The sequence below is a fragment of the [Ruminococcus] lactaris ATCC 29176 genome, assembly GCF_025152405.1.
Lineage (GTDB): Bacteria > Bacillota > Clostridia > Lachnospirales > Lachnospiraceae > Mediterraneibacter > Mediterraneibacter lactaris.
Window position 1 is genome coordinate 1,038,423 of sequence record NZ_CP102292.1, and the last position, 24,040, is coordinate 1,062,462.

A 24,040-nucleotide genomic window follows, 5' to 3' on the forward strand; every position below is an offset into this window, starting at 1 on the left:
TGTACATCAGAAACAAAGAAAAGGAAGTGCAGATCTTATGAAACTGATCAGTATCATTGTTCCCTGCCTGAATGAGCAGGAAGTTATCCCGATTTTTTACAGAACCGTGACAGAAGTGTTGGACAGTCTGGAAAATGCAGAATACGAGCTTCTGTTCGTGGATGATGGCTCCGATGACCGGACTCTTAAGGTGTTAAAGGAACTGAAGAAAAAGGATAGAAGATGCCGGTATCTTTCTTTTACGCGAAACTTCGGGAAAGAAGCCGCTATTTATGCAGGACTCACCCATGCGAAAGGGGATTATGTAGGGCTGATGGATGTGGATCTGCAGGATCCGCCAAAGTTCCTTGGGGAAATGTACCGGACGCTGGAGACTGGTGAGTATGACTGTGTGGCAGCAAGGAGGACAGACCGGGCAGGGGAAAGACGGATCCGGTCATTTTTCTCTGCCATGTTTTATAAAGTGATCAACAAGATCTCTAAGATTGAATTTGTGGAAGGTGCCAGAGATTATCGGCTGATGACCCGGAAGATGAGAGATGCTGTGTTAAAGATGGGGGAATACAACCGTTTTTCCAAGGGATTGTTCAGCTGGGTAGGATTTCGGACGAAATGGCTTTCTTATCACAACGTAGAACGGGCGGCAGGGGAAACGAAATGGTCATTCGGGAAACTGCTCCGGTATTCGCTGGATGGTATCATGGGATTTTCCACACTTCCTTTGTCCCTGTCTTCCTACGGTGGAATTTTTTTCTGTGGGGCTGCGTTCCTGGCAATCCTGTTTTTGGTTGTCAGGTATCTGATCTGGCACGACCCGGTGCAGGGCTGGACTACTCTGATGTGTGCTATGCTTCTGATCAGTGGTGTGCAGCTTCTGTGCGTGGGGATTCTGGGGCAATATCTGGCCCGGATTTATCTGGAGGTGAAGAATCGGCCGGTCTATCTGCTAAAAGAGACGGATGAGGAGGAAACAGAGAATGAAGGATAGGGAATGGAAAATAAAAAAGCCCATGCTGTTTGCGGAAAAATACGGTATCCTGATATTTCCGCTGACTGCGGGGATTCTGTTCCTTCTACAGAATACGTCACATACCATCGCAGGATCGCAGATTGACTGGATCAGTCAGCACACAGTGCTGGCTGAATATTTCCGACAGCGTTTTTACAGCACCCATGAATTTTTCCCTCAGTTTGCATCGGAACTGGGCGGAGGGCAGAATATTTACAATTTTGCTTACTACGGGCTTTACAGCCCGTTGGTTCTTTTGTCATATGCGTTCCCTTTTCTTTCTATGGAAATGTGGTTTCAGATCATGGGAATCCTGACGTATACGGCAGACGGAGTGTTATGTTTCCTTTGGCTGAACCGCCATCTGAAGAAGCCGTACAGCATCTGCGGGGCAATGTTTTTGATGTGTTCTTCTGCTGTGGTGTACCATACCTACGCACAGGTTATGTTTGTGGATTACCTGCCCTTTCTTCTGCTCATGCTGATCGGGGTGGATACTCTCCGGAAAACGAAGGGTAAGGTTTTGTTGATTATAGGGGCAATGTGTACAGTTATGACCAGTTTCTACTTTGCACCTGCGGCGTTTACTGCAGTTGGAATTTATGTCCTGTGCGGTACAAAGATAGAAAGCACCGGAAAAGGAACGGGCAGACTTAAGAGCGTTCTGCTTTTTTTCAAAGATTGTCTGTGGCAGCTCTTTCCTGTTTTTTACGGGATCGTGTTGTCTGCTTTTTACTTGTGTCCGGTGTTGTGTACGCTGGCTGGGGGAAGGAGCGGTGGGAAAGACATCCAGGCCACGGATCTTTTTATCCCGGATGTGACGGTTGGAAAATACCTGTACAATCCTTATGGACTGGGCATGACGGCCATTGCAGTAATGGCAGTCTGCATGTGGATTATAAGAGGAAGGAAAATCGGAAAAGAACGGTGGAAACTGGCTCTTCTCCTGGCTGTGATCTTTCTCCTGCCAGTATTCCCCTGGCTTTTAAACGGCGGGCTGTATGCAAGAAGCAAAGCCTTCCTGCCATTCCTGCCGTTGGTATGTTTCCTGACAGCAGCATTTCTCGAAACGCTGTCGGATCAGAATCGGATATTCTCCGGAAAACAACTTCTTACTGGCTTTGTGGCGGCTGTAGCTGTGCTGCTTTATGGAGCTGCTGGATCCTCCAGGGAAGAACAGTTTCTTTTGGTCTTAGATCTGGTGATGATCGGTGTCGGTCTGCTTTTTACTGGTACCGGATTGAGTTCCCTTTTTATGAGAAGAGGGAGACCAATAAAGAGTAAGCGGTTGGATCGACCTGGTGGACTGACAGCGATCCTGACGTTGATGATGGCACTGGCAGTCAGTATAGGAACTGCAGTACTATCCCGGGATACCCATACCGAAAGGGCATTGATCCAGGAACTTTATGATCCTGGCGTGCGTATAGCGGCGGAAACGATCCTGTCAGAGGAATCTTATGCTGTCCGTATGGAAGTGCGGGGCGACAGGGAATATGAGAAGGCAAATCAGAATCGAATTCTGACAGCCGGACAGAATCTCACCACCTGTTATTCTTCCGTAGGAAACCCATGGTATACAAGGTTTCGTCAGGTAATCGGTCTTGAGAAGTCCACCCGGAACCGGCTGATGCTGGATGCACAGAGAAATCCTCTGTTCCTTCGGTTTATGGGTGTGAAATATCTGATCGGCGGTGACTGTCCGGAAGGCTGGACAGAAGTTCCCTTGTCCGGGGATGCAGAAAATCAGAAAGAGAAAGTATCAGCAGGCAGTCAGTCGCGGGTGTACCGTCAGGAGAAGGCAGCCCCTCTGTTTTATTTGACGGATCAGACGATGGGGGAGAAAGCATTTCAGAATCTGACATGGCAGGAGAAACAGATCGACCTGCTGGAGTATGCCATTGTGCCTGAGCAGAAGGAGAGCAGCCAGGAGAAAGCCGGAATGGAAAACGCAAGAAAGGATGCAGAAGATTCTCTCTCAGAATGTGGTGTTACATTTGCCGGAACAGAAAGTTCGGACAAGACGGTCAGTTACACGGAAGCCGGGAAACTCCGGATCCGATTGAAAAAGGCGGCTGCAGGTAAAATTTTCATGGAGAGGGAGACACAGAAAGGGGAATATCTGTTTCTTTCTTTCCAGGTGAAAAACAACCAGTCTGGAAAAGATGTAAGCGTGACGGTAAATGGGACAAAGAACAAGCTGAGCAGTATTCACACAGATTATGCAACCGGGGACGATACATTTCACTATGTATTTGCCCTGCCGGAAGGGACGAGGGAACTATCGGTTATCTATGGATCAGGAGATTATGAACTGGAAGACATCTCCTGCCTGACCGGATCTGTGGATGAGGACAGAAACCGGAGTCTGTATCAGAATCCGGTACAGTTGACGCAAAGCAGCTCCGGCAATGGCTATGAAGGACTGGTGCAGGCAGATGATTCCGGGTGGCTGGTCACATCCTTGCCCTATGATGAAAACTTTCACATAACCGTGGATGGAAAAGAGATACAGCCGGAAAGGCTAAATACCGCTTTTCTCGGTATACACATCCAGGAGGGAAAACATCAGGTGAAGATCTGGTATGAGTCTGCCGGAAGTCAGGCAGGACTGCTCTTAAGTGGTGTGGCAGTTGTAGTGGGAGGTATCGGTATATTTCTGAGAATACTTCTGAGAACAACCGGACAAAGGAGAAAAGCACGACAGGAATTAATTAGGAAAAAGTGACTATTCTTCCCTGAATTATGTTATAATGAAGCCTATGGCTATGTGAATTGAATAAATACCTGGGAGGAATGAATGTGAGTAAGATACAGTTTTCGGAGATGGTGAATGGATTTAAGACCGGGATTTTTGCCACGCTGAATGAAAAAAAAGAGGAACTGATCAAAGAGGGAAGAAAAGTGTATAATCTTTCTGTGGGGACACCGGATTTCAAGCCGGCTCCGCACGTAATGAAAGCAATGCAGGACGCCTGTAAAGATCCTGAGAATTATAAGTATGCACTGGCGGATCTCCCTGAACTTCTAAAGGCAGTTCAGTACCGTTATGAAAAGAGATTCGGAGTCAGAGTAGAGACCGATGAGATCATGTCGGTGTACGGATCACAGGAGTGTATGGCACATATTGGTATGGTGTTCTGCAATCCGGGAGATACGATCCTTGTGCCGAATCCAGGATATCCGATGTTTGAGATGAGCGGGATCATGGCGAAGGCGAATCTGGAGTATTATACGATCAAAGAAGAAAATGGATATCTGCCGGATTTGGATCATATTCCTGAAGAGACGTTGAAGCGTGCAAAATATATGATCGTTTCTTATCCGCTGAATCCGGTCTGCGTCTGTGCACCGGATGAGTTTTATCCGAAACTGATCGATTTTGCAAAAAAGAACGAGATCGTGATACTTCATGATAATGCGTATTCTGATATTATTTATACAAGAAAGCAGGGCAGATCCTTTTTATCATTTGAAGGGGCGAAAGAAGTCGGAGTAGAATTTTATTCCTTATCCAAGTCTTATAATCTGACAGGAGCAAGGATTTCTTTCGTTGTAGGAAACCGGGAGATCATTGAGAAATTCCGTACACTCCGCTCTCAGATCGATTATGGCATTTTCCTGCCGATCCAGTATGCGGCGATCGCAGCACTGACCGGACCGGATGATTTTATTGAAGAACAGCGGCAGCAGTATGAGGCAAGAAACCGTGCATTATGTGGCGGTCTCAGAAAGATTGGATGGAATGTGCCGGACAGCCAGGGAACGATGTTCGTATGGGCGAAGATCCCGGAGGGATATGAATCTTCAGCCGATTTCTGTATCAGACTGATGGAGCGTACCGGAGTGATCGTGACACCGGGAAGTGCATTTGGAAGTGAAGGCGAAGGTTATGTGAGAATGGCACTGGTTGTGGACGAGCAGATGATCGCAGAGATCATCCGGGTGCTGGATGAGTCGGGAATTTTTAAAGACTGACTGAGGAAAGAAGAATAAGGGAGAGATCAGATGAACAGAATTGCAAAATTTGAAAAAGTGAGTATCGGGCAGTTTACTGCGGCATGGAAAGATACATTTCAGGAACGGTCCGAAGAAAAGATCCGTGAGATTTATGAGACATTAAAATTGCCGCAGCGTGCAACAGCCGGAAGTGCGGGATATGATTTCTTTGCACCGGTGGATCTGGTTCTTGCACCGGGAGAGACGATCAAGATTCCTACAGGAGTGCGTGTATGGATGGAGCAGGACTGGGTACTGAAATGCTATCCGAGAAGCGGTCTTGGATTCAAGTACAGATTACAGTTGAACAATACCGTCGGAATTATTGACAGTGACTATTATAATTCTGACAATGAGGGTCATATTTTTGCGAAACTGACTAATGACTCCAACGAAGATAAGACTGTAACGGTGCATGCCGGTGAAGGATTTATGCAGGGAATTTTTGTACAGTATGGTATTACTGTAGATGATGAAGCATCGGCTGTCAGAAATGGCGGATTTGGAAGTACGACAAAGTAGTATATTTGGAAGAAAAATGGTAAATCTAATCCTTGAGAATCATGCAGATAAGAAAAGAGGATCGGATTTATGATAAAAAAAGATGAGAAAAAAATAAGCAGTTCTTTTGAAGAAAATATTGCTTATATGGATCAGGTGCTTCCCGTAAAAGAAAGCTTTGATATCATCAAGCGGGAGATGGAGATCGGCGGGAGAAAGAGTTTTTTTTATTTTATTGACGGATTTGTGAAGGACGAAGCGATGCTGAAGCTGATGGATTCGTTCCTGTCGGTCACAGAAGAGGATATGCCGGAAGATGCACAGGCATTTTCTGTGAAAGAGGTACCTTATGTTGAAGTGGAAGTTCTGACAGACTTTGATCAGGTAATGAGAAATGTTCTGTCGGGGACTTCCTGTCTTTTTATTGAAGGATATGAAGGCTGCCTTTGCATCGATTGCCGGACCTATCCTGCGAGAAGTGTGGATGAACCGGATAAAGACAAGTCTTTGCGGGGATCAAGAGACGGATTTGTAGAGACGATCGTATTTAATACCGCATTGATGAGAAGAAGAATCCGTGATCCACATCTGGTGATGGAGATGACGGAGGCAGGGCAGGCATCGAGAACAGATATTGCTGTCTGCTATATGTCAGACCGGGTGGACAGGGAGCTCCTGAAAAATCTGAAAAACCGGATTGAAAGTCTACAGGTAGGAGATCTGAGGATGAATCAGCAAAGTCTTGCAGAAGCACTTTTTAAAAGAAAATGGTTCAACCCTTTTCCTAAATTTAAATATACGGAACGGCCGGATACGGCAGCGGCGTGTCTGCTGGAAGGAAAGGTAGTGGTACTGGTTGATAATTCGCCATCCGCATTGATTCTGCCAACCTCGATCCTGGATATGATTGAGGAGGCGAATGACTATTATTTTCCGACGATCACAGGTGTGTATCTGAAGGTATCAAGGACGCTGATTACGATTGCAACAGTCTTTTTTACACCACTTTATCTGCTGTTTATGCAGAATCTGAGATGGCTGCCGTCAATCTTTTCCTTTGTAGTCGTGCAGGATCAGGTAAATATTCCACTGATCTGGCAGTTTCTCTTGCTGGAACTTTCGATTGACGGTCTGAGGCTTGCAGCCATGAATACGCCGACGATGCTGAGTACACCGCTCAGTGTGATCGCAGGTATCGTTATGGGAGAATTTTCAGTAGAATCGGGCTGGTTTAATTCAGAAGTTATGCTGTATATGGCTTTTGTGGCAGTGGCAAATTATACCCAGCCTAATTTTGAACTGGGCTATGCATTAAAGTTCATGCGGCTGATGCTACTGGTTCTGACAGCCTGGCTGAATCTGTGGGGATTTATCATAGGATGTATTCTGGTACTCTGTTTCCTGATCTTCAATAAAACTTTATCAGGGAGAAGTTATCTGAATGTAAAGTTGAATTAAAGGGATGGATAAAACTACGAGAAATCTGTTTTGAAGGATTCTTAAATTATTGTGGCAGTCGCCAGGGTGTTGAGCAGATACAGACTCTGGCTTGTTGCCCAAATAGATCAAAAAGCGGAAACAGACTGAACAAAAATAGGATTGAAAAGATCCTGTTAAAAAGACAGAAAAATTTTGCGTAGCAGAAAGATACATGATATGATGGGAGCGGAAGATTATCTGATCTGATCCAAAATACAGATTTATGGAAGCTTATATTTTAAAAAATCAAGAATATCTAAAAGTCAGGAATATCCTGAAAGACTGGGAGGATGCAAAATGAGAGAATTTGTAATTACGGTGAATAGTACGGTGGATCTGCCAAAAGAATGGCTGAAAGAGAGGAATGTCCCTGTTCTTCCTTTAAAATATACCATTGACGGACAGACTTATCAGGATATGGAAGGACTGTCTGCAAAAGAATTTTTTCAGAAATTAAGAGAAGGGCATATGTCGGTAACTTCTCAGATCAATCCTGAGGAAGCAAGAGAGATGATGGAACCATTTCTGAAAGAAGGAAAGGATCTTCTGCATCTTGCATTTTCCTCTGGCCTGAGCGGAACTTATAATAGTATGCGGATTGCGGCGGAGGAGCTGGCAGAAGACTATCCGGATGCAAAGATTATAGTGATCGATACGTTATGTGCCTGCATGGGAGAGGGACTCCTTTTATACAAAGTGTTGCAGTTAAAAGATCAGGGAAAGACTCTGGAAGAGATTGCTGAATGGGTAGAAGCCAATAAACTGCATATCTGCCATAATGTTACGGTAGATGATCTGAATCATCTGCACAGAGGAGGAAGAATTTCCAAGACGGCTGCTGTATTTGGAACACTGGTGCAGGTGAAGCCAATCATACATATGGATGAGAATGGCAAGCTTCAGGTGATCGGAAAAGAGAGGGGAAGAAAAAGATCACTGAATAAAATTGTTGATATGGCGGTGGAGCAGTCGGAAGGCTGGGAAAATGATATGGTGATGATCACTCATGGAGACTGCATAGAGGACGCAGAATATGTAGCGGAAAGAGTAAAAGAAAAGCTGGGAAATCCGGAAGTGCTGATCAATAATATCGGTACTGTGATCGGAAGTCATACTGGACCGGGAGTAGTTGCGGTTTTCCTTATGGGAAATAAAAGATAAGGATCAGATATATAGCAGGTAGAATGGATAGATGATCTGAATTTGAAATAGAATTATCAGACAATGCAGAACTACAAAAATAGAGGACAGGACATAAGATGACGAAAGAAGAAGTGAGAAAGACAGTCCAAAAAGAACTTTTTGTGTTGCAGGATCTGAAATACAGGGATTTTCATGCAAAACTGATCCCTTCTGTAGACAAGGAGAAAGTGATCGGAATCAGAACTCCGGCACTAAGGGCATATGCAAAGAAATTTGGAAAGAAAGAAGAAGCAAAGCAGTTTCTTGAAATTTTACCGCATCAGTACTACGAAGAAAATAATCTGCATGGGTTATTGATTGAGCAGATGAAAGAGTATGAGAAATGTGTGGAAGAACTGGAACGGTTTTTGCCATATATAGATAACTGGGCAACCTGTGATCTGCTGGCAGTGAAAACGGTGAAAAACCATCTGGATCTTTATATTAGCGAAGTTTATCGATGGATGGAATCGGATCAGCCATATACGATCCGCTTTGGAGTGAATATGCTGATGAAATATTACCTGGGGGATAACTTTAAAATTGAGTATCCGGAAAAAGTTGCTGCAATCCGTTCAGAGGAGTATTATGTGAATATGGTGCGTGCATGGTATTTTGCAACAGCACTTGCTAAGCAGTATGAGCAGATTCTTCCTTTCTTGGAAGAGAGGAGAATGGATTTGTGGACGCATAATAAAACAATTCAGAAAGCAATAGAAAGTTACCGGATCACATCAGAACAGAAAGAGTATCTCAGGACGCTGAAAATAAAAAGAGAAGAAAGAACTGTGCTGCTGAGATGATCTCTCGAACGAATGGAACCTGTTTTATCAGATAAGAAAGAAGGAAATAAAAAATGGGTTATGTATCATTTAATGATGTAATTGAACTGAATGGAATCCTTAAAGAAAAAGGTCTGAATTTTAAAATTCATCTCAGAGACACCTGTGGAAGACAGTCCTTCTGGATCGAACCACTTGGAAATTGTGCATGTGAAGGGAAGTATGATGAGATGTACGGATTGGTGGAAGCATACTTTGAAAGAAAAGGATTTTCTGTGGAGTATGATGAGCAGAAGATGAATTTTGTAGTGTAAATTTGTAGTTGTTGGGGTGAAAATATCTCGGCAGTAGAAAGTATCTGATGAAAAAACGTTCATATCCGCTCTTGTTGTTGCATCGCAGTGCAGGACCCGCTTTACCTCAGCCCGTTGACAACTTGTAACAGGAACGTGGAAACACTCGTGCAGAGGCACTCCTGTTTACGTTCCTTAACAAGTTGGGCAAAGTGTCTTCGGAACGCTCCCTGTCAATGCACTGCTCACGCAACAGCAAGGGCGGATATTAGGCTTTTCAAATCAGAAAATTTTCCCTCATGCCAGAACAGTTTCTCCCAACAATACGAAATTTCAATAAGAAGTAGAAAGCCGGAAGGTTATCGACTAAGATGAATGATTTGTCAAATAGTAAATACAATATCTACTGTCTAATATTTACGATCGAATATCTTAGTCAATAGCCATCCGGCTTTTTTATCGTTTTTAAATTTGTATTATTGGGTGGATACGCTGTGGAGCTAAAAAACTTCTTATCGAGATGGTCAGCGGAAAGCAGGGTGTTCCTGAGCAGGTGCATTAGCAAGAGCGTTCCGAAGACACTTTGCAGCGTTTGTTAGAGAAAGTAAATCGAGTGCCATTGCACGAAGATTTCCACTTTCGAGTTACAAACGGTCAACGGGCTGAGGTAAAGCGGGCCTGCACCGCGAGGGAATATCCCTGCTTTCCGCGTCCGCTCTGCCACATAGAAGTTTTCTGCTTTCCAAGCGTATCCCCCAACAAATACAAATTTACTCCATTTAATTTAATAAATAGACAATATAATTCAAATATCCGGCAAACGTCATCCACACCAGATAGGGGAGCATGAAGTAACCGGCAATTTGGGAGAGAAGTATTCCTTTATTTTCTATGGTAGTGTTATGATAAAGAGAAGATAAAAGCCAATGTTATTTTGCGTTGCTTGTGGCAACGGTCGTTTTGATGTTTAATGAGGATATCAAAATAAAGGAGGCACAGATCATGTTGAATGAAAATATTAAGAATTTGCGAAAGGCAAAAGGAATTTCACAGGAAGAACTGGCAGTCAGGCTGAATGTAGTAAGGCAGACGGTATCAAAATGGGAAAGAGGAGTTTCCCAAAGTTAAAGATACCACATCAATCCCACGCGGACTTTTGCTCAACCGATACAGCCGGAGGGCTGGATAACAAGAAAAGGCGGTATGCGCCCCGTGGAGGGGTAGCGTACCGCCTTTTCTTGTGGAGGTTTCCAAAGGGGCAACGCCCCCATTTGGCACACGACTTTGCGAAGCAAAGTGTAGTGTGTTATACGCTCTGTCGGCGTTGCCGTGAAAATGCCGTTGCCGCCGGGGAGGGCAAGGGCATTTGAAGCGGCAGGAAAACAGGGCTGTGCTTGCGTGGCGTAGAGCCGTAAGCACAGGTCTGGTTTCAACAGCAGACTGGGCGTATATGAAAGCCCCCGTCCCTCGTCCTACGCTCCGACTTGTGGACAAAGTGTCCCGAAGTTGTGGCTACACTCCCGGAAAAGTAACAGGACAGCGGGCAACCGTCAAGGCTGAAATGAAGGGGCTTACACCCGGCCTTGACCGCCACCCGCCGTCCCGCTGAATGGGTGAACAAGGCGACCAATCCCTCAAAGTGCTTGGCCGCTCTCTTTCTGATTTTGGAGTGTTTCTTTTCTCATAATTGAAATGGGCGGGAAGCCATTTTAGGGCTTTCCCGCCTTGATTGCCCATCAGCAAAGCCAGACGGGACGGTCAACGGCGGCGCATGAAATGCGCCGTTCATCTTGACCGTTGACTGGCTTTGCTATTTCTCTGATAAATGAAATTTCGATTTTTAGAAATCGTTTAAGATAGCAATGCGGCTCCACTTGAAATTTTTTCTTTTACTGCAAAAACAGCCTCTTGGATAGAATAGGTTGTCGTTTCTATAACATTCGATTCATATATCCCCAAATTACAAAATTGCTCCCACATTGTTTCTACTAATTCAACATTTGTTTTTCTGTCTAATTTTGAACGTTCCACAGCTCGTTTCATAGTTTCTTCTTTACTGGCTCTTAAAACAATATAGTGTACTTCATAATCTTCTCGAACAAGGGCTCTCCATGGTTCTAAAAACCACGGCCCGACAATTCCATCTACAATTACATCATATCCGCCGCGGGCATAGCGCTTTGCAGCTTCTAAAAAGGCTTCAATGACAACTAAATTTTGTTCGTTGGACTCTGGTAAATGCGGCGGTATTGCTCCTTTGCTTAAATAATGAAAAAAGTCGTCTGTGTGCATATGCACAGATTTATCCATGTTCGATTCTTTTGCGACAATCGACGCAGTTGTTGTCTTTCCTGTTCCCGGCGAACCTGTAATCACAATAATTCTTCCTTGATTCATCTACATTCTCCCTCGCAATTCAGATTTACCGCTCTCTTTCTGATTTTGCGGCGTTTTTCTCTAAAAATTGAAATGGGCGGGAAGCCGTTTTAGGGCTTTCCCGCCTTGATTGCCTATCAGCAAAGACGGGCGGGGCTGTCAACGGCGGCGCATTTATGCGCCGTTCATCTTGACCGTTGACTGGCTCGGTTGGCTTTGCTATCTCCCCGATAAAAATTAATTAGTCGGGCTACTTCGGCAATTCGCTTTCTTCAACTGGAACTGCTTCAAGGTCAATATTAGACCAATAAGAGCCAATATCTGAACTTGTAAAATATTCAAAATTGCCCGTGGAGGATTTCAGCTTTCCGTTCTTGACTCCATTACAGACATAAATCAGTTCGTAGTTTGTTCCATCTGAAAGGTTAAATCGAAAGCTGGTCACATCTGCCCCTGTGGTTTCCTCAACTTGTTTGTCTTTCAACGATAAGTCCTCAAACATATCATACAAGCCCGTTATATCACTTTCTGCAACGACTACTTTCTTTTCCGCTGATACAGGTACTCCCGCATAGTGGTACATTTCAATATTCTCAACATCCCCAACCTCAAAGGGAAAGTCGATATTAACCGTTTCTCCGTTACAGCCGACCAGCCCCATTATTAAAATCAGCAAGGCTATCAAACCTATCGCTTTTTTCATATCATCGCACTCCTTTGTCAAGTAGGATTTTGTCGCTCCCTTACTTTCTACCCCGTTGTGGCTTTGGATTTTTCAGTAAATCCGATTTCTGTGCAATCTTTTTCAACCACTTCTTTTCTTCCTCTGACAGTTTCCCATAGTTCAGCTTGAGCCGCTTACAGATAAATGCCATAGCCGCCTGTTCCGGGTCGCTGTCGGGACTGGCAGTTTCCTCGGCGGTCTGTAAGAAATCTTCCAGTGGGTTGTCCTCCGGAACGCTGAAAAAATCGTCCTTATGGGCTTCCCGCAGGTCGAGGGCTATCTTGTTTATGTCCTGCTGTATCACATAGCGGCAAAAGCTGTCGTCGTCAATATGGGCGGCGATAAGCTGTCTTAACTGCGGATCGGTCAATCCGGGATTGTGTTGTTTCATAATCGTTGCACTCACAGCGTCCACAATGGCGTTTGCGCTCTGCACCTGCTTTCCCGCTACGCCGTTCACATAGATTTCAAGGTCGGCCATGAGCCGGGGAAATTCCGGGTGGGTCGCCAGTTCACACAAAAGAGAATTGTCCACCAACCCGCTTTTCAATAGTTCAATCATATCGTCACTCAAACACAGGTCTGCAAGATCGGCGTTTGGGTGATTTTTTGTTTGGGAGCGGCCCAGCAGATAATCAACGGTCACTTCATAAAACTTTGCCAACTCAATAAGGGCATAGTGGCTGATGTCTTTGAACTTGTCCCCCTCATAACTGCCCAAAGCAGACTTGGAGAGGTGGGTCTGCTCCGCAAGTTGTTCCAATGTCAGCCCACGCTCCACACGCAGGTCTTTTAGCCGTTCCTGTATGGATAACTCCATGCTCTCCCTCCTTGTCTGCCTGATAAATTAGGATTTATCTATATATTACACTTCACTTATCAACTTTCCTGAAAAATCAATTTCATAAAAATTTCCTTCAAAATCATGTAGCTTAATTGAGTTCTCACATAACTCAAATGCCTTTTTATCTGACATAGATACAAATATATCTTTACCCGAAAATGACCATTTCTTATTGAAATTAAAGTCTAACATGGTTATTTCTATTTCTCCATAAACGATATAACCGTTCTGTACTCTGTATATTCCATAATTACAGCCAAAACAATCAAATTCTTTGAACTTTATCATAGTACCATCATTTATGTTCAACTGAACAATAGCGTCATTTTGTAAGATGGTCAAAATTTTATCCTCAAGCACAGCACAATCTTTGTCATAGCTATAAAAATCGCCTATCATTGCAATGCTGATTGTTTTGCTGAACAAATCTATTTGTATAGAAAAAACCTTATACATATCACTGTGTTTTAAGTGCCTTGGATTTATCACCAAATCATATGGTTTATTATCCGTTGACTCAACAGTGTATGTTGTATCTATGGAGATATTTATACTACATATATCATTGTGTAATATCATATTATTTGCCCCACTACAAATTCCAATTTGTCACTCTGTACTTATTATTTTACCACAATTCCGAGAGCGTGGAAATAGCCTGTTTCTTAAGCCGATTTCCCACCTTTCGGATATACGGAACGGGCGGTCATTTAGGTGTAGACTTAGGGTAGTTCATCGATGGACAGCACCTTGAAAACAGAATGACCGTCCGAAAAGGGATACCCCGGCTGGGGAAGCACCGCAAGGAGCCGGACTTCGGGACAAAATGTCCCGAAGTATGGGGAGCGTGCCAACGCCGGAACACGCCGCAGGAATGGGGCAGGAAACCTTTTCGGAGGAACGGCAACGGAAAGCAAAATGGAGGGAACGCATGAGAGATAACCCCTATAAAGACTTGCCGCCGCTGGAACGCAGGCCGGACGGTTCCCTTTACCGCATGACACCGGCGCAGAGGAAACAGGCGGCCAGCCTGATACGCCGGGAGTGCTGTTGCTGTGAGGACGGCAACTGCATTGTCCTTGACGATGGGGACACCTGCACCTGCCCGCAGACGATTTCTTTCTCGGTCTGCTGTAAGTGGTTCCGCTGGTCGGTCTTGCCGCTGGACGGAACGCTGGAAGCGGAGATTTTCCGGGATAGGGACTTGAAACGCTGTGCGGTCTGCGGCGGCGTGTTCGTCCCCAAATCCAACCGGGCAAAATACTGCCCCGGCTGTGCCGCCAGAGTTCACAGGCGACAGAAAACAGAAAGTGAACGGAAAAGGAGGTCTGCTGTGGACAGTTAGGAGCGAAAAAAGCCTTGATTTATCAGGCTCCGCAAGCCCCAAACCGGGGCAGGTGGTATAAAGTATCGCCCGCCCCGGAAAACGGGCTTCTAACCGTCCACAAAACGCACTATGACAAATACCATCTATATCCATCAGCCGGAAAAGGCGTTCAGCTTCACCCGGCTCCCGAATTTCCTCTTTGAAGCCCCCACATTCAGGCCCCTGTCCAACGAGGCAAAGGTTCTGTACGCCTTTATCCTGCGCCGGACAGAGTTGTCCCGCAAGAATGGGTGGGCGGATGACTGCGGACGGATTTTCCTGTATTACCCTATCTGCGAAGAGGTTGACCTGCTCCATTGTGGGCGGCAGAAAGCGGTGAACACCCTGCGGGAACTGCAATACGCCGGACTGGTGGAAATCCAGAAGCAGGGCTGTGGAAAACCCAACCGCATTTTCCCAAAATCCTATGAAGCGGTTCCAAACACCGACTTCAAGAAATCCGGTTCTGGTACGCCGGAGGACTGAAAACCGTACCCATGAAGTACGGAAACCGCCCTCCTGAAGTATGAAAACCGGACGGTATATAGAAATACAAAGATTAAAATGACTGATTTATATCCATTCCATTCTTATCGTATCAGAGATAATTCCGGCGGGATTTTCCCTGTAGAAAACCCCGGATAGGAAAGGAATGGGGAAAGGAGCAGAATGGCACAACACGCAATTTTGCGGTTTGAGAAGCACAAGGGCAACCCTGCAAGGCCGCTGGAAGCCCATCACGAAAGACAGAAAGAACAGTATACCAGCAATCCCGACATTAACACAAGCCGGAGCAAATACAACTTCCATATCGTCAAGCCGGAGGGACGCTATTACCACTTCATTCAGAGCCGTATCGAGCAGGCCGGATGCCGGACAAGGAAAGACAGCACACGGTTTGTCGATACGCTGATAACCGCCAGCCCGGAGTTTTTCAAGGGGAAATCCCCAAAGGAGATACAGGCGTTCTTCCAAAGGGCGGCAGATTTCCTCATTGGCCGGGTAGGACGGGAAAATATCGTGTCGGCGGTGGTACACATGGATGAGAAAACGCCCCACCTGCATTTGACCTTTGTTCCGCTGACAAAGGACAACCGCCTGTGCGCAAAGGAGATTATCGGCAACCGGGCAAACCTGACGAAGTGGCAGGACGATTTTCACGCCTATATGGTGGAGAAATATCCTGACTTGGAGCGTGGGGAAAGTGCCAGCAAGACAGGCCGGAAGCATATCCCCACCCGGATTTTCAAACAGGCGGTTTCCCTCTCCAAACAGGCCAGAGCCATTGAAGCCGCCCTTGACGGCATTAACCCACTGAACGCCGGAAAGAAAAAAGAGGAAGCCCTCTCCATGCTGAAAAAGTGGTTCCCGCAGATGGAGAACTTCTCCGGGCAGTTGAAAAAGTACAAGGTCACAATCAATGACCTGTTGGCGGAGAATGAGAAGTTGGAAGCAAGGGCAAAGGCCAGTGAAAAAGGCAAGATGAAAGATACGATGGAACGGGCAAAGCTGAAAAGCGAACTGGACAATTTACAGCGGCTGGTTGACCGTATCCCGCCGGATATACTGGCGGAACTGAAACGGCAGCAGCGGCACACGGTAAAGGAAAGGTGATAGTATAAGCAGAAATTTTCGCCGCTCCTGTGCGGCATTGTACCTTGAAAACTGAATATGGAGGACACTGGATGGCAAAAAGCGAAAGCGATATTTTTACACCCCGGACAGGGCAGGTCATACAAGCAGAGAACGGCACGCAGTATTTTGTATGTGGGAACAACCGTATAAAAATCTCCGAACACTTCGCCGCAGGCGGGAAGCCCCTCGGTGATCTGATTGTAGATGTGGTGCGGCATACCGCAGAAAAAGCCGCTTCAACCTGATAGCCCATCATTGATAACACGCCCACGCTTATGATATAATTGCCATAGAGCAAAAGTATTGTAAGCGTGGGTTGTTTCTTTAGAAGGAGGATTTTTAACGGTGAAACAACCTTACAATACTACGATTTACAACACGGCGCTTTATATGAGATTGAGCCGGGACGATGAACTGCAAGGAGAAAGCGGGAGTATTCAGACACAACGCATGATGCTCCGGCAATATGCCGCCGAGCATGGCCTGAATGTCATAGATGAATATATCGACGATGGATGGTCTGGAACGAACTTTGACAGGCCGGATTTTCAGAGAATGATTGATGACATTGAGGACGGGAAAATCAACTGCGTTGTTACGAAGGATTTATCCCGCTTAGGCAGAAACTACATTCTGACCGGCCAGTACACGGAAATCTACTTTCCCAGCAAAGGCGTCCGCTATATCGCTGTCAATGACAATGTGGACACCATCAACGGAGAGAATGAGCTTGCCCCATTCCTCAACATTCTGAATGAAATGCACGCCCGCCAGACCAGCAAAAAGGTAAAGGCGGCCATGCGGACACGGTTCGCAAATGGCGCACACTATGGAGCCTATGCTCCGCTTGGCTATGTCAAAGACCCGGATAAGAAAGGCCATCTTCTGATTGACCCGGAAACAAGGTGGATTATCGAAAAGATTTTTGACCTTGCCGTTCATGGCCGGGGAGCCGCCAGCATTACACGGATTTTGGTCGAAGAAAAAGTACCTACTTCCGGCTGGCTGAATTTCCAGAGATACGGCACTTTCGCAAATATCTATGCCGGAGCGCCGGAGGAAAAAGCCTATGCGTGGACGATAGCGCAGGTGAAAAGTATTCTGAAAGAGGAAACCTATATCGGACACAGCGTCCACAATAAGCAGACCAATATTTCATTCAAAAACAAGAAGAAAGTACGCAAGCCAAAAGAGGAATGGTATCGTGTGGAGAACACCCACGAAGCGATTATTTCCGAAGATGTGTTCCGTCAAGTACAGGAGCAGATTTGCAACAGGCGCAGACGGCAGAAGAACGGCACAACACAGATATTTTCCGGGCTGGTAAAATGTGCGGACTGCGGCTGGTCGCTGGCCTATGGTATGAACAGCCAGAACAAAAATCACTATGCCCACTACCATTGTAGCAAGTACGGGCAAGGATTGCACCAGTGTTCCATGCACTATATCCGCTATGATGTGCTTTACGCCTATGTCCTTTCCCGTCTGCAATACTGGTCTGTGCTGGTACAGCAGGATGGGGACAAACTTCTGAAACGGCTACTTAACGCCAGCGACAAGGAACGCAATACTGCAAGGAAGCGGCAGACAGCCGAACTGAAAAAGGCGGAAAAGCGCAAAGCAGAAGTAGACACCCTGTTTGCAAAAATGTATGAGGACTGGTCTGCCGGACGCATTACAGAATACAATTTCAATATGCTGTCCGAAAAGTATCAGGGCGAACAGCGAGAATTGGACGCAAAAATTGAACGGCTTCACGAAGCGATGGAGGTCGCCGCCCAGACAGCGGTTGACGCTGAAAAGTGGATAGGTCTGATGAAACAGTATGTCAATCCCACAGAATTGACGGCTGAACTTCTGAATACGCTGATTGAAAAAATCCTTGTCCATGAAGCGGTCAAAAGTGAGGACGGAAGCCGGGAACAGGAAGTGGAAATCTTCTACCGCTTTATCGGCAAAATCGAATGACACATCTTGAGATACCCAACAATATCTTTAACTAAGGGAAACGGGGATATCAGTTCCTGATTCGGGAATGTTGATATCACTGGCAGAGGAACTGGATACTTCGGTAAGCGTCTTATTAGGTGAGAATATACAAAAACCATGTCCTGATGATGAATTGAATTTAAAAAGTATTTCTGAAAAACTTGAGACAATCAATCTTCAGCTTGCTAAAAGAAGTGCAATGAGGATCAGAATATTCCGCTGGTTGTTGATCGTCGGGTGCGTGGGAATAGTGGCAGGTTTTATTTTTCTCGGAACGATGCAAAGTGCGTATTTAAACTGGGATTTCAACAATCCTGAACTGGCAGTTGCAGGTACATTTCTGCATGGGGTTGAATTTCTGTTCGTAAGGATCGCTCCATTCGTTTTTGTTGCATTTGTAACAGGTATCATATTAACGTATAGAAAAAGATAATTTTCAGAAACTGATCCATAGTTTCAGATAGGATCCATTACCTCAGAAAATGATTTGGTATGGGCAGATATAATTACAAAATACAATTACTGCAAATAATTACAAAACAGGGTGTTGACAGAAGTGGTGGGATGTGGTAAATTATACATTGCGTTAAGCAAAAAACCAAGTAGAGTATCCACTCTCACCGCAGCACAAATGAGTGACTGATGGTCTGATATCGATAAGAAGAACTTTTGCTGAAAGTTTGTATATTTGTCGGGTGGATATGATATTCACTCGTTTTTTTGTGTTTTTCGCAAAGAACCTAAAGGAAATTCATTTGACGGAGGTATACGACAATTAGCGATTTAATGATTAACGAGCAGATCAGAGACAGAGAAGTAAGACTGATCGGCACGGATGGAGAACAGTTAGGTATCATGTCAGCAAGAGAAGCTATGAAACTTGCACAGGAAGCGGAGCTTGACCTTGTAAAGATTGCTCCGGGAGCGAAACCGCCAGTCTGCAAGATTATTGATTACGGAAAGTATAAGTATGAGCAGACCCGTAAAGAAAAAGAGGCCAAGAAGAAGCAGAGAACTGTTGAAATCAAGGAAGTGCGTTTATCACCGAATATCGATACAAATGACCTTAATACGAAGATGAATAATGCTAAGAAGTTCATCTCCAAGGGAAATAAGGTCAAGGTGACACTGCGTTTCCGTGGACGTGAGATGGCTCACGTACAGCAGAGCAAGCATATACTGGATGATTTTGCAAAGATGCTGGAAGATGTTGCAGTCGTTGAGAAGGCAGCAAAGCTGGAAGGCAGAAATATGAGCATGGTTTTAACTGAAAGACGTTAAAGCAATATGACCCGGGATGAAGATCCGGAAAGGCAGCACAATAAAGGAGGAAATTATCATGCCAAAAATCAAAACTAATAGAGCGGCTGCAAAGCGCTTCAAAGCAACAGGTACAGGAAAGCTGAAAAGAAATAAAGCTTACAAGAGCCATATCTTAACAAAGAAATCTACAAAGAGAAAGAGAAATCTGAGACAGGCTACAATTACAGATGCAACCAATGTAAAGAACATGAAAAAGGTTTTACCATATCTGTAAGATTTGAGAGTTGATTAAGGAGGATTAAGAAATGGCAAGAATCAAAGGCGGAATGAACGCTAAGAAGAAACATAACAGAACATTAAAACTGGCTAAGGGATACAGAGGAGCACGTTCCAAGCAGTACAGAGTTGCAAAGCAGTCTGTAATGAGAGCTCTTACATCATCTTATGCAGGAAGAAAGCAGCGTAAGCGTCAGATGAGACAGCTTTGGATCGCCCGTATCAATGCAGCAGCAAGAATGAACGGACTTTCTTACAGCAAATTCATGCACGGTCTGAAACTGGCTAACGTTGACATGAACAGAAAGATGCTTGCAGAGCTTGCAGTAAGCGATAAAGAAGGATTCGCTACACTTGCAGCACTTGCAAAAGAAAAAGTAGCTTAATTTTATCAAAAGCTGAGAAAAGAGGACTGATTCCGGGTGGGGTCAGTTCTTTTGATTTATGTGAATTGTCAAAATTGTAGATATTAATAAAAAAATTAAAAAAACTGTTGACATTTCACCTTGAACATAGTATTATACTATTCGTGGTCAGCACGGAGCAATCCTGTGAAGATCATAGAACATATGAAATGCGGAAGTGTCGGAATTGGCAGACGAGCAAGACTAAGGATCTTGTGGCATCCGTGCCGTGTGGGTTCAAGTCCCATCTTCCGCATTATATATTGTTTGAGCGGAAGTGTCGGAATTGGCAGACGAGCAAGACTAAGGATCTTGTGACATTCGTGTCGTGTGGGTTCAAGTCCCATCTTCCGCATTAAGTTGAAAAAGGAGACCTTAAGTTAAGAAAGGTTTCCTTTTTTGTTTGCTAAAATGTATTCTTCGGGATGAAATGAAGTTGTTTATGCTATAATAAGGATAGAATTGGAACAGTGCGAATGAATTTGAAGGAGGATGCAATGCTTGAAAAGGTTGATTTGACAAAAAAGATTTCTAAAGAAGAGTATAAAGCGAAGATGCCGCAGATGGAAATAGAACTTGGCAGATTGCAGAGAGAATGCAGAGAACTGAAAATTCCGGTGATGATTGTTTTTGAAGGCTTTGGTGCATCGGGAAAGGGAGTTCAGATCGGAAAGCTGATCCAGAGTATGGATCCGAGAGGATTTCAGGTATTTCCGATCAAAGCAGAGACTGAGGATGAACGAATGCATCCGTTCCTGTGGAGATTCTGGACAAAGACCCCGGAGGCGGGGCGGATTGCTATCTTTGATGGCAGTTGGTACAGGAAAGTCTTGATTGACCGGTTTGAAAAAAGGACAAGAGAAAAAGAAATTGAGACAGCATTTCATTCGATTGAGGCGTTTGAGAAGCAGTTGACGGATGGTGGAACGATCCTGGTGAAGCTTCTGCTGGATATTGATCAGAAAGAGCAGAAAAAGAGGTTTGAAAAGCTTTTAGAAAAGAAGGAGACCGCTTGGCGGGTTTCTCAGGGAGACCGGGAGAGAAATGCAAAATATTCAGAGTATGCAGCCATGATGGAAGAAGTATTATACAGAAGTGATACAAAATCTGCACCGTGGACTGTGATCGAGGCAACCGACAGGCGTTTTGCGACAGTAAAGATTTATATGACGGTGATCCATGCACTTGCTGAGGCGGTAGAAGCTGTACAGAGAAGGCGTATGGAGGAACAGGCAATTAAGGCGGCAGAACAGGTTTCAGGTCAGCAGGAAGCAGCAGAAATCATGCGTCAGGCAGGTGGGGAACTGGAAATGCTTCAGTCATCCGTTCTCTCCAGGGCAGATCTGACGCTGGCTTATGGAAAAGAAGAATACGAAAAAAGACTGAAGAAGCTGCAGAAGAAAATAGAGAAATTGCACGGAGAAGTGTATCGGAGAAGGATTCCGGTGGTAATTGGATTTGAGGGATGGGATGCAGGTGGAAAAGGTGGTGCTATCAAGCGTCTGACGGAGAAAATGGATCCAAGAGGGTATGTGGTGAATCCTACAGCAGCACCGACAGAAGTGGAAAAGGCACATCATTATCTGTGGAGATTTTGGAAAGCAATGCCAAAGGACGGGCATATTGCTATTTTTGACAGGACATGGTATGGCAGGGTGATGGTAGAGCGGATCGAGGGATTCAGTACAGCCGGAGAGTGGCAGAGAGCCTATCAGGAGATCAATGATATGGAAAAAGATCTGTATGATGCAGGTGCGGTCGTGTTGAAATTCTGGATGCAGATTGATAAGGATGAGCAGGAACGCAGATTTAAGGAACGTCAGCAAAATCCTGAAAAGCAGTGGAAGATTACAGAGGAAGACTGGCGTAACCGGGAAAAGTGGGATCTGTATGAGGCAGCAGTCAATGAGATGCTGCTTCGGACGTCGACAGAATATGCACCGTGGATTGTAGTAGAAGGCAATGATAAATACTATGCAAGGATCAAAGTTCTGGAAACGGTTGTAAATGCACTGGAACGACGTCTGAAAGAAAAGTAGAAAATAAGTTAAAAAAATCCTGTGAAATAAAAAGGAAAGTCAGAAGTTTTGTCGAATATAACCAATAGAGTATTCTTTTAAGTGGAGGCGGACATGTACTATTCAGAAGAGCTGATAGAAGAAGTAAGATCAAGAAATGACATAGTAGATGTGATATCCGGCTATGTAAGGCTTCAGAAAAAGGGGAGTTCTTATTTCGGGCTTTGCCCTTTCCATAATGAAAAGTCCCCGTCATTTTCTGTGAGCCGGCAGAAGCAGATGTATTATTGCTTTGGATGCGGAGCAGGTGGAAATGTATTTACATTTTTGATGGAATATGAGAATTTCTCCTTTGTAGAAGCGATGAAATATCTGGCAGACCGGGCGGGCATTGAATTGCCCGAGCAGGAGTACTCAAAAGAGGCAAAGGAAAGAGCAGATCTGAAAGCGACGATCCTGGAGATGAACAGGCTGGCAGCAAAGTATTTCTATGTGCAGTTGAAGAATGAACGTGGTTTCCATGCGTACAGATATCTGAAAGACAGACAGCTTTCTGATGAAATGATACTGGCATTTGGTCTCGGATATTCCAATCCGTACAGTGATGATCTTTATAAGTATCTCAGAGGAAAGGGGTACAGTGAGGAGCTGATCCGAAAAGCGGGACTGATCAATACGGATGAACGTCAGGGCGTATATGATAAGTTCTGGAACAGAGTCATGTTCCCGATCATGGATGTGAATAATCGGGTGATCGGATTTGGTGGTCGTGTTATGGGAGACGGAAAGCCGAAGTATCTGAATTCACCGGAGACAGTGGTTTTTGACAAGAGCAGGAATCTGTATGGTCTGAATCGTGCGAGGACATCCCGGAAACCATATTTTCTGCTGTGCGAGGGATATATGGATGTGATCTCTCTGCATCAGGCAGGATTTACGAATGCGGTCGCATCTTTGGGAACTGCACTGACAGCGGGGCATGCATCGCTGATCAAAAGATATGTAAAGGAAGTTTATCTGACTTATGACAGTGATGATGCAGGAACCAGGGCAGCACTCCGTGCAGTGCCAATCCTGCGGGAGGCTGGTATTTCAGCAAAAGTGATCCGGATGGATCCGTATAAAGACCCGGATGAATTTATCAAAAATCTGGGAGCGGAGGAGTATGAAAAAAGGATTCAGGCGGCAAGAAATGGCTTTATGTTCAGCCTGGAGATGCTGGAACGGGAGTTTGATATGAACTCACCGGAGGGGAAGACAGAGTTCTTCAGAGAAGTATCGAGACGGCTTCTGACCTTTGAAGATGAACTGGAACGTAATAATTATATTGAAGCGGTTGCCACGGCATACCGGATCAGCCGGGACAGTCTGGATAAGATGGTCGCGAAGACAGCAGTCAGTGCGGGAATGGCGAGACCGGTGGTGAGACCGAAGCGTGCAGATGGCGTGGAAAAGAAAAAGGAAGACGGAATCCATCTGTCGCAGAAAGCATTGCTGACATGGATGATCGAGGAAGAGCGTCTGTTCGATCAGATCAGCAATTACATAAGTCCGGGAGATTTTACGGAAGACCTTTACCGGACGGTGGCGGAGCTTCTGTATGAGCAGAGAAAAGAGGGCGGACTGAATCCGGCAAAGATCCTGAATCATTTTACCGGGGAAGAAGAACATCGGGAGGTTGCCTCACTGTTCAATACAAGGATCAGGGAACTGCATACAAAGGAAGAGCGTGAACAGGCTCTCCGTGAAACGATACTGAAAGTAAAAGCATCGGGAATTGATTATCAGACGATGAATCTGGATCCCACCGATATGGCGGGACTTCAGAAGCTGATGGAGGAGAAGCGGAAACTGGAGAACCTCAGGACACTGCATATTTCTATTTAAGAAGGATAAAATA

Annotated in this window: 24 protein-coding genes, 2 tRNA genes and 1 pseudogene; 22 read left to right on the forward strand and 5 right to left on the reverse strand. The window is 45.1% G+C overall.

The genetic code is table 11. From position 1 onward, the window contains the following. Nucleotides 1-37: 37 nt before the first annotated feature. The 8 genes from NQ541_RS04855 to NQ541_RS04890 all read left to right on the forward strand — a co-directional run bounded on the left by NQ541_RS04855 (nucleotide 38) and on the right by NQ541_RS04890 (nucleotide 9,266). Complete coding sequence (locus tag NQ541_RS04855) at nucleotides 38-988, forward strand: glycosyltransferase family 2 protein (RefSeq protein WP_005609792.1); 951 nt, start codon at nucleotides 38-40, stop codon at nucleotides 986-988. Further along, complete coding sequence (locus tag NQ541_RS04860; protein ID WP_005609793.1) at nucleotides 978-3,737, forward strand: YfhO family protein; 2,760 nt, start codon at nucleotides 978-980, stop codon at nucleotides 3,735-3,737. Before NQ541_RS04855 ends, NQ541_RS04860 begins: the two co-directional genes overlap by 11 nt. Nucleotides 3,738-3,805: 68 nt before the next feature. After that, nucleotides 3,806-4,987, forward strand: a complete 1,182-nt coding sequence (locus NQ541_RS04865; protein ID WP_005609794.1) for an aminotransferase class I/II-fold pyridoxal phosphate-dependent enzyme — start codon at nucleotides 3,806-3,808, stop codon at nucleotides 4,985-4,987. A gap of 30 nt (nucleotides 4,988-5,017) precedes the next feature. Beyond that, the gene (locus NQ541_RS04870; protein WP_005609795.1) at nucleotides 5,018-5,530 is read left to right on the forward strand and encodes a dCTP deaminase/dUTPase family protein; all 513 of its coding nucleotides are present in this window, start codon (nucleotides 5,018-5,020) and stop codon (nucleotides 5,528-5,530) included. A 69-nt stretch (nucleotides 5,531-5,599) separates the two neighbouring features. Next, the gene (locus NQ541_RS04875; RefSeq protein ID WP_005609796.1) at nucleotides 5,600-6,967 is read left to right on the forward strand and encodes a spore germination protein; all 1,368 of its coding nucleotides are present in this window, start codon (nucleotides 5,600-5,602) and stop codon (nucleotides 6,965-6,967) included. Between the two features lie 318 nt (nucleotides 6,968-7,285). Then, nucleotides 7,286-8,149, forward strand: a complete 864-nt coding sequence (locus NQ541_RS04880; RefSeq protein ID WP_005609798.1) for a DegV family protein — start codon at nucleotides 7,286-7,288, stop codon at nucleotides 8,147-8,149. Between the two features lie 98 nt (nucleotides 8,150-8,247). Beyond that, nucleotides 8,248-8,973: a DNA alkylation repair protein gene (locus NQ541_RS04885; RefSeq protein WP_005609800.1), complete on the forward strand. Its 726-nt coding sequence runs from the start codon at nucleotides 8,248-8,250 to the stop codon at nucleotides 8,971-8,973. 53 nt (nucleotides 8,974-9,026) lie between these two features. Then, nucleotides 9,027-9,266 carry an RDAC family protein gene (locus NQ541_RS04890; RefSeq protein ID WP_005609801.1) on the forward strand — a complete coding sequence of 80 codons (240 nt, stop codon included), beginning with the start codon at nucleotides 9,027-9,029 and terminating at the stop codon, nucleotides 9,264-9,266. 758 nt (nucleotides 9,267-10,024) lie between these two features. Here NQ541_RS04890 and NQ541_RS13330 read toward each other — a convergent pair. Next, the gene (locus tag NQ541_RS13330; protein WP_117688744.1) at nucleotides 10,025-10,093 is read right to left on the reverse strand and encodes a hypothetical protein; all 69 of its coding nucleotides are present in this window, start codon (nucleotides 10,091-10,093) and stop codon (nucleotides 10,025-10,027) included. A gap of 154 nt (nucleotides 10,094-10,247) precedes the next feature. On the opposite strand from NQ541_RS13330, the pseudogene NQ541_RS04895 reads away from it, so the two are divergent. Then, nucleotides 10,248-10,364 (forward strand): annotated as a pseudogene (locus NQ541_RS04895) (helix-turn-helix transcriptional regulator); the annotation flags it as partial. A gap of 732 nt (nucleotides 10,365-11,096) precedes the next feature. Here the strand turns inward: NQ541_RS04895 and NQ541_RS04900 are convergent. The 4 genes from NQ541_RS04900 to NQ541_RS04915 form a co-directional block, all read right to left on the reverse strand. Further along, complete coding sequence (locus NQ541_RS04900; RefSeq protein WP_002578721.1) at nucleotides 11,097-11,642, reverse strand: P-loop nucleotide/nucleoside kinase family protein; 546 nt, start codon at nucleotides 11,640-11,642, stop codon at nucleotides 11,097-11,099. Between the two features lie 229 nt (nucleotides 11,643-11,871). Further along, complete coding sequence (locus NQ541_RS04905) at nucleotides 11,872-12,324, reverse strand: hypothetical protein (RefSeq protein ID WP_005610220.1); 453 nt, start codon at nucleotides 12,322-12,324, stop codon at nucleotides 11,872-11,874. Between the two features lie 40 nt (nucleotides 12,325-12,364). Next, nucleotides 12,365-13,165 carry a helix-turn-helix domain-containing protein gene (locus NQ541_RS04910; protein ID WP_005610219.1) on the reverse strand — a complete coding sequence of 267 codons (801 nt, stop codon included), beginning with the start codon at nucleotides 13,163-13,165 and terminating at the stop codon, nucleotides 12,365-12,367. Nucleotides 13,166-13,210: 45 nt separating this feature from the next. Further along, nucleotides 13,211-13,768, reverse strand: coding sequence for a hypothetical protein (locus NQ541_RS04915; RefSeq protein WP_005610216.1), 558 nt, complete (start codon nucleotides 13,766-13,768; stop codon nucleotides 13,211-13,213). A 352-nt stretch (nucleotides 13,769-14,120) separates the two neighbouring features. On the opposite strand from NQ541_RS04915, the gene NQ541_RS04920 reads away from it, so the two are divergent. From NQ541_RS04920 to dnaG, 13 genes are all read left to right on the forward strand, one after another. Next, a complete protein-coding gene (locus tag NQ541_RS04920; protein ID WP_044940356.1) occupies nucleotides 14,121-14,534 on the forward strand; it encodes a cysteine-rich VLP domain-containing protein in 414 nt (137 codons plus the stop codon). Between the two features lie 111 nt (nucleotides 14,535-14,645). Next, nucleotides 14,646-15,041, forward strand: a complete 396-nt coding sequence (locus NQ541_RS04925) for a replication initiator protein A (protein ID WP_044940354.1) — start codon at nucleotides 14,646-14,648, stop codon at nucleotides 15,039-15,041. 183 nt (nucleotides 15,042-15,224) lie between these two features. Then, nucleotides 15,225-16,169, forward strand: a complete 945-nt coding sequence (mobV, locus tag NQ541_RS04930) for a MobV family relaxase (RefSeq protein WP_005610211.1) — start codon at nucleotides 15,225-15,227, stop codon at nucleotides 16,167-16,169. A gap of 71 nt (nucleotides 16,170-16,240) precedes the next feature. Continuing rightward, nucleotides 16,241-16,435, forward strand: a complete 195-nt coding sequence (locus NQ541_RS04935) for a hypothetical protein (RefSeq protein WP_002334813.1) — start codon at nucleotides 16,241-16,243, stop codon at nucleotides 16,433-16,435. 145 nt (nucleotides 16,436-16,580) lie between these two features. Further along, complete coding sequence (locus NQ541_RS04940) at nucleotides 16,581-18,158, forward strand: recombinase family protein (RefSeq protein ID WP_005610205.1); 1,578 nt, start codon at nucleotides 16,581-16,583, stop codon at nucleotides 18,156-18,158. 67 nt (nucleotides 18,159-18,225) lie between these two features. Next, entirely contained in the window at nucleotides 18,226-18,612 is a 387-nt protein-coding gene (locus NQ541_RS04945) for a hypothetical protein (RefSeq protein ID WP_005610204.1), read from the forward strand. Between the two features lie 353 nt (nucleotides 18,613-18,965). Further along, nucleotides 18,966-19,460, forward strand: coding sequence for a translation initiation factor IF-3 (gene infC, locus NQ541_RS04950; RefSeq protein WP_005610202.1), 495 nt, complete (start codon nucleotides 18,966-18,968; stop codon nucleotides 19,458-19,460). Nucleotides 19,461-19,518: 58 nt separating this feature from the next. Further along, on the forward strand, nucleotides 19,519-19,716 hold the full coding sequence (gene rpmI / locus NQ541_RS04955; protein ID WP_023922423.1) for a 50S ribosomal protein L35: 198 nt from the start codon (nucleotides 19,519-19,521) through the stop codon (nucleotides 19,714-19,716). A gap of 31 nt (nucleotides 19,717-19,747) precedes the next feature. Then, complete coding sequence (gene rplT / locus NQ541_RS04960; protein ID WP_005610199.1) at nucleotides 19,748-20,104, forward strand: 50S ribosomal protein L20; 357 nt, start codon at nucleotides 19,748-19,750, stop codon at nucleotides 20,102-20,104. 190 nt (nucleotides 20,105-20,294) lie between these two features. Beyond that, a tRNA-Leu gene (locus NQ541_RS04965) sits at nucleotides 20,295-20,378 on the forward strand. 15 nt (nucleotides 20,379-20,393) lie between these two features. Further along, nucleotides 20,394-20,477: transfer RNA gene (locus tag NQ541_RS04970), tRNA-Leu, on the forward strand. Nucleotides 20,478-20,619: 142 nt separating this feature from the next. Beyond that, the gene (gene pap, locus NQ541_RS04975; protein ID WP_044940349.1) at nucleotides 20,620-22,161 is read left to right on the forward strand and encodes a polyphosphate:AMP phosphotransferase; all 1,542 of its coding nucleotides are present in this window, start codon (nucleotides 20,620-20,622) and stop codon (nucleotides 22,159-22,161) included. Between the two features lie 93 nt (nucleotides 22,162-22,254). After that, on the forward strand, nucleotides 22,255-24,027 hold the full coding sequence (gene dnaG / locus NQ541_RS04980) for a DNA primase (protein WP_023922426.1): 1,773 nt from the start codon (nucleotides 22,255-22,257) through the stop codon (nucleotides 24,025-24,027). Nucleotides 24,028-24,040: the final 13 nt, after the last annotated feature.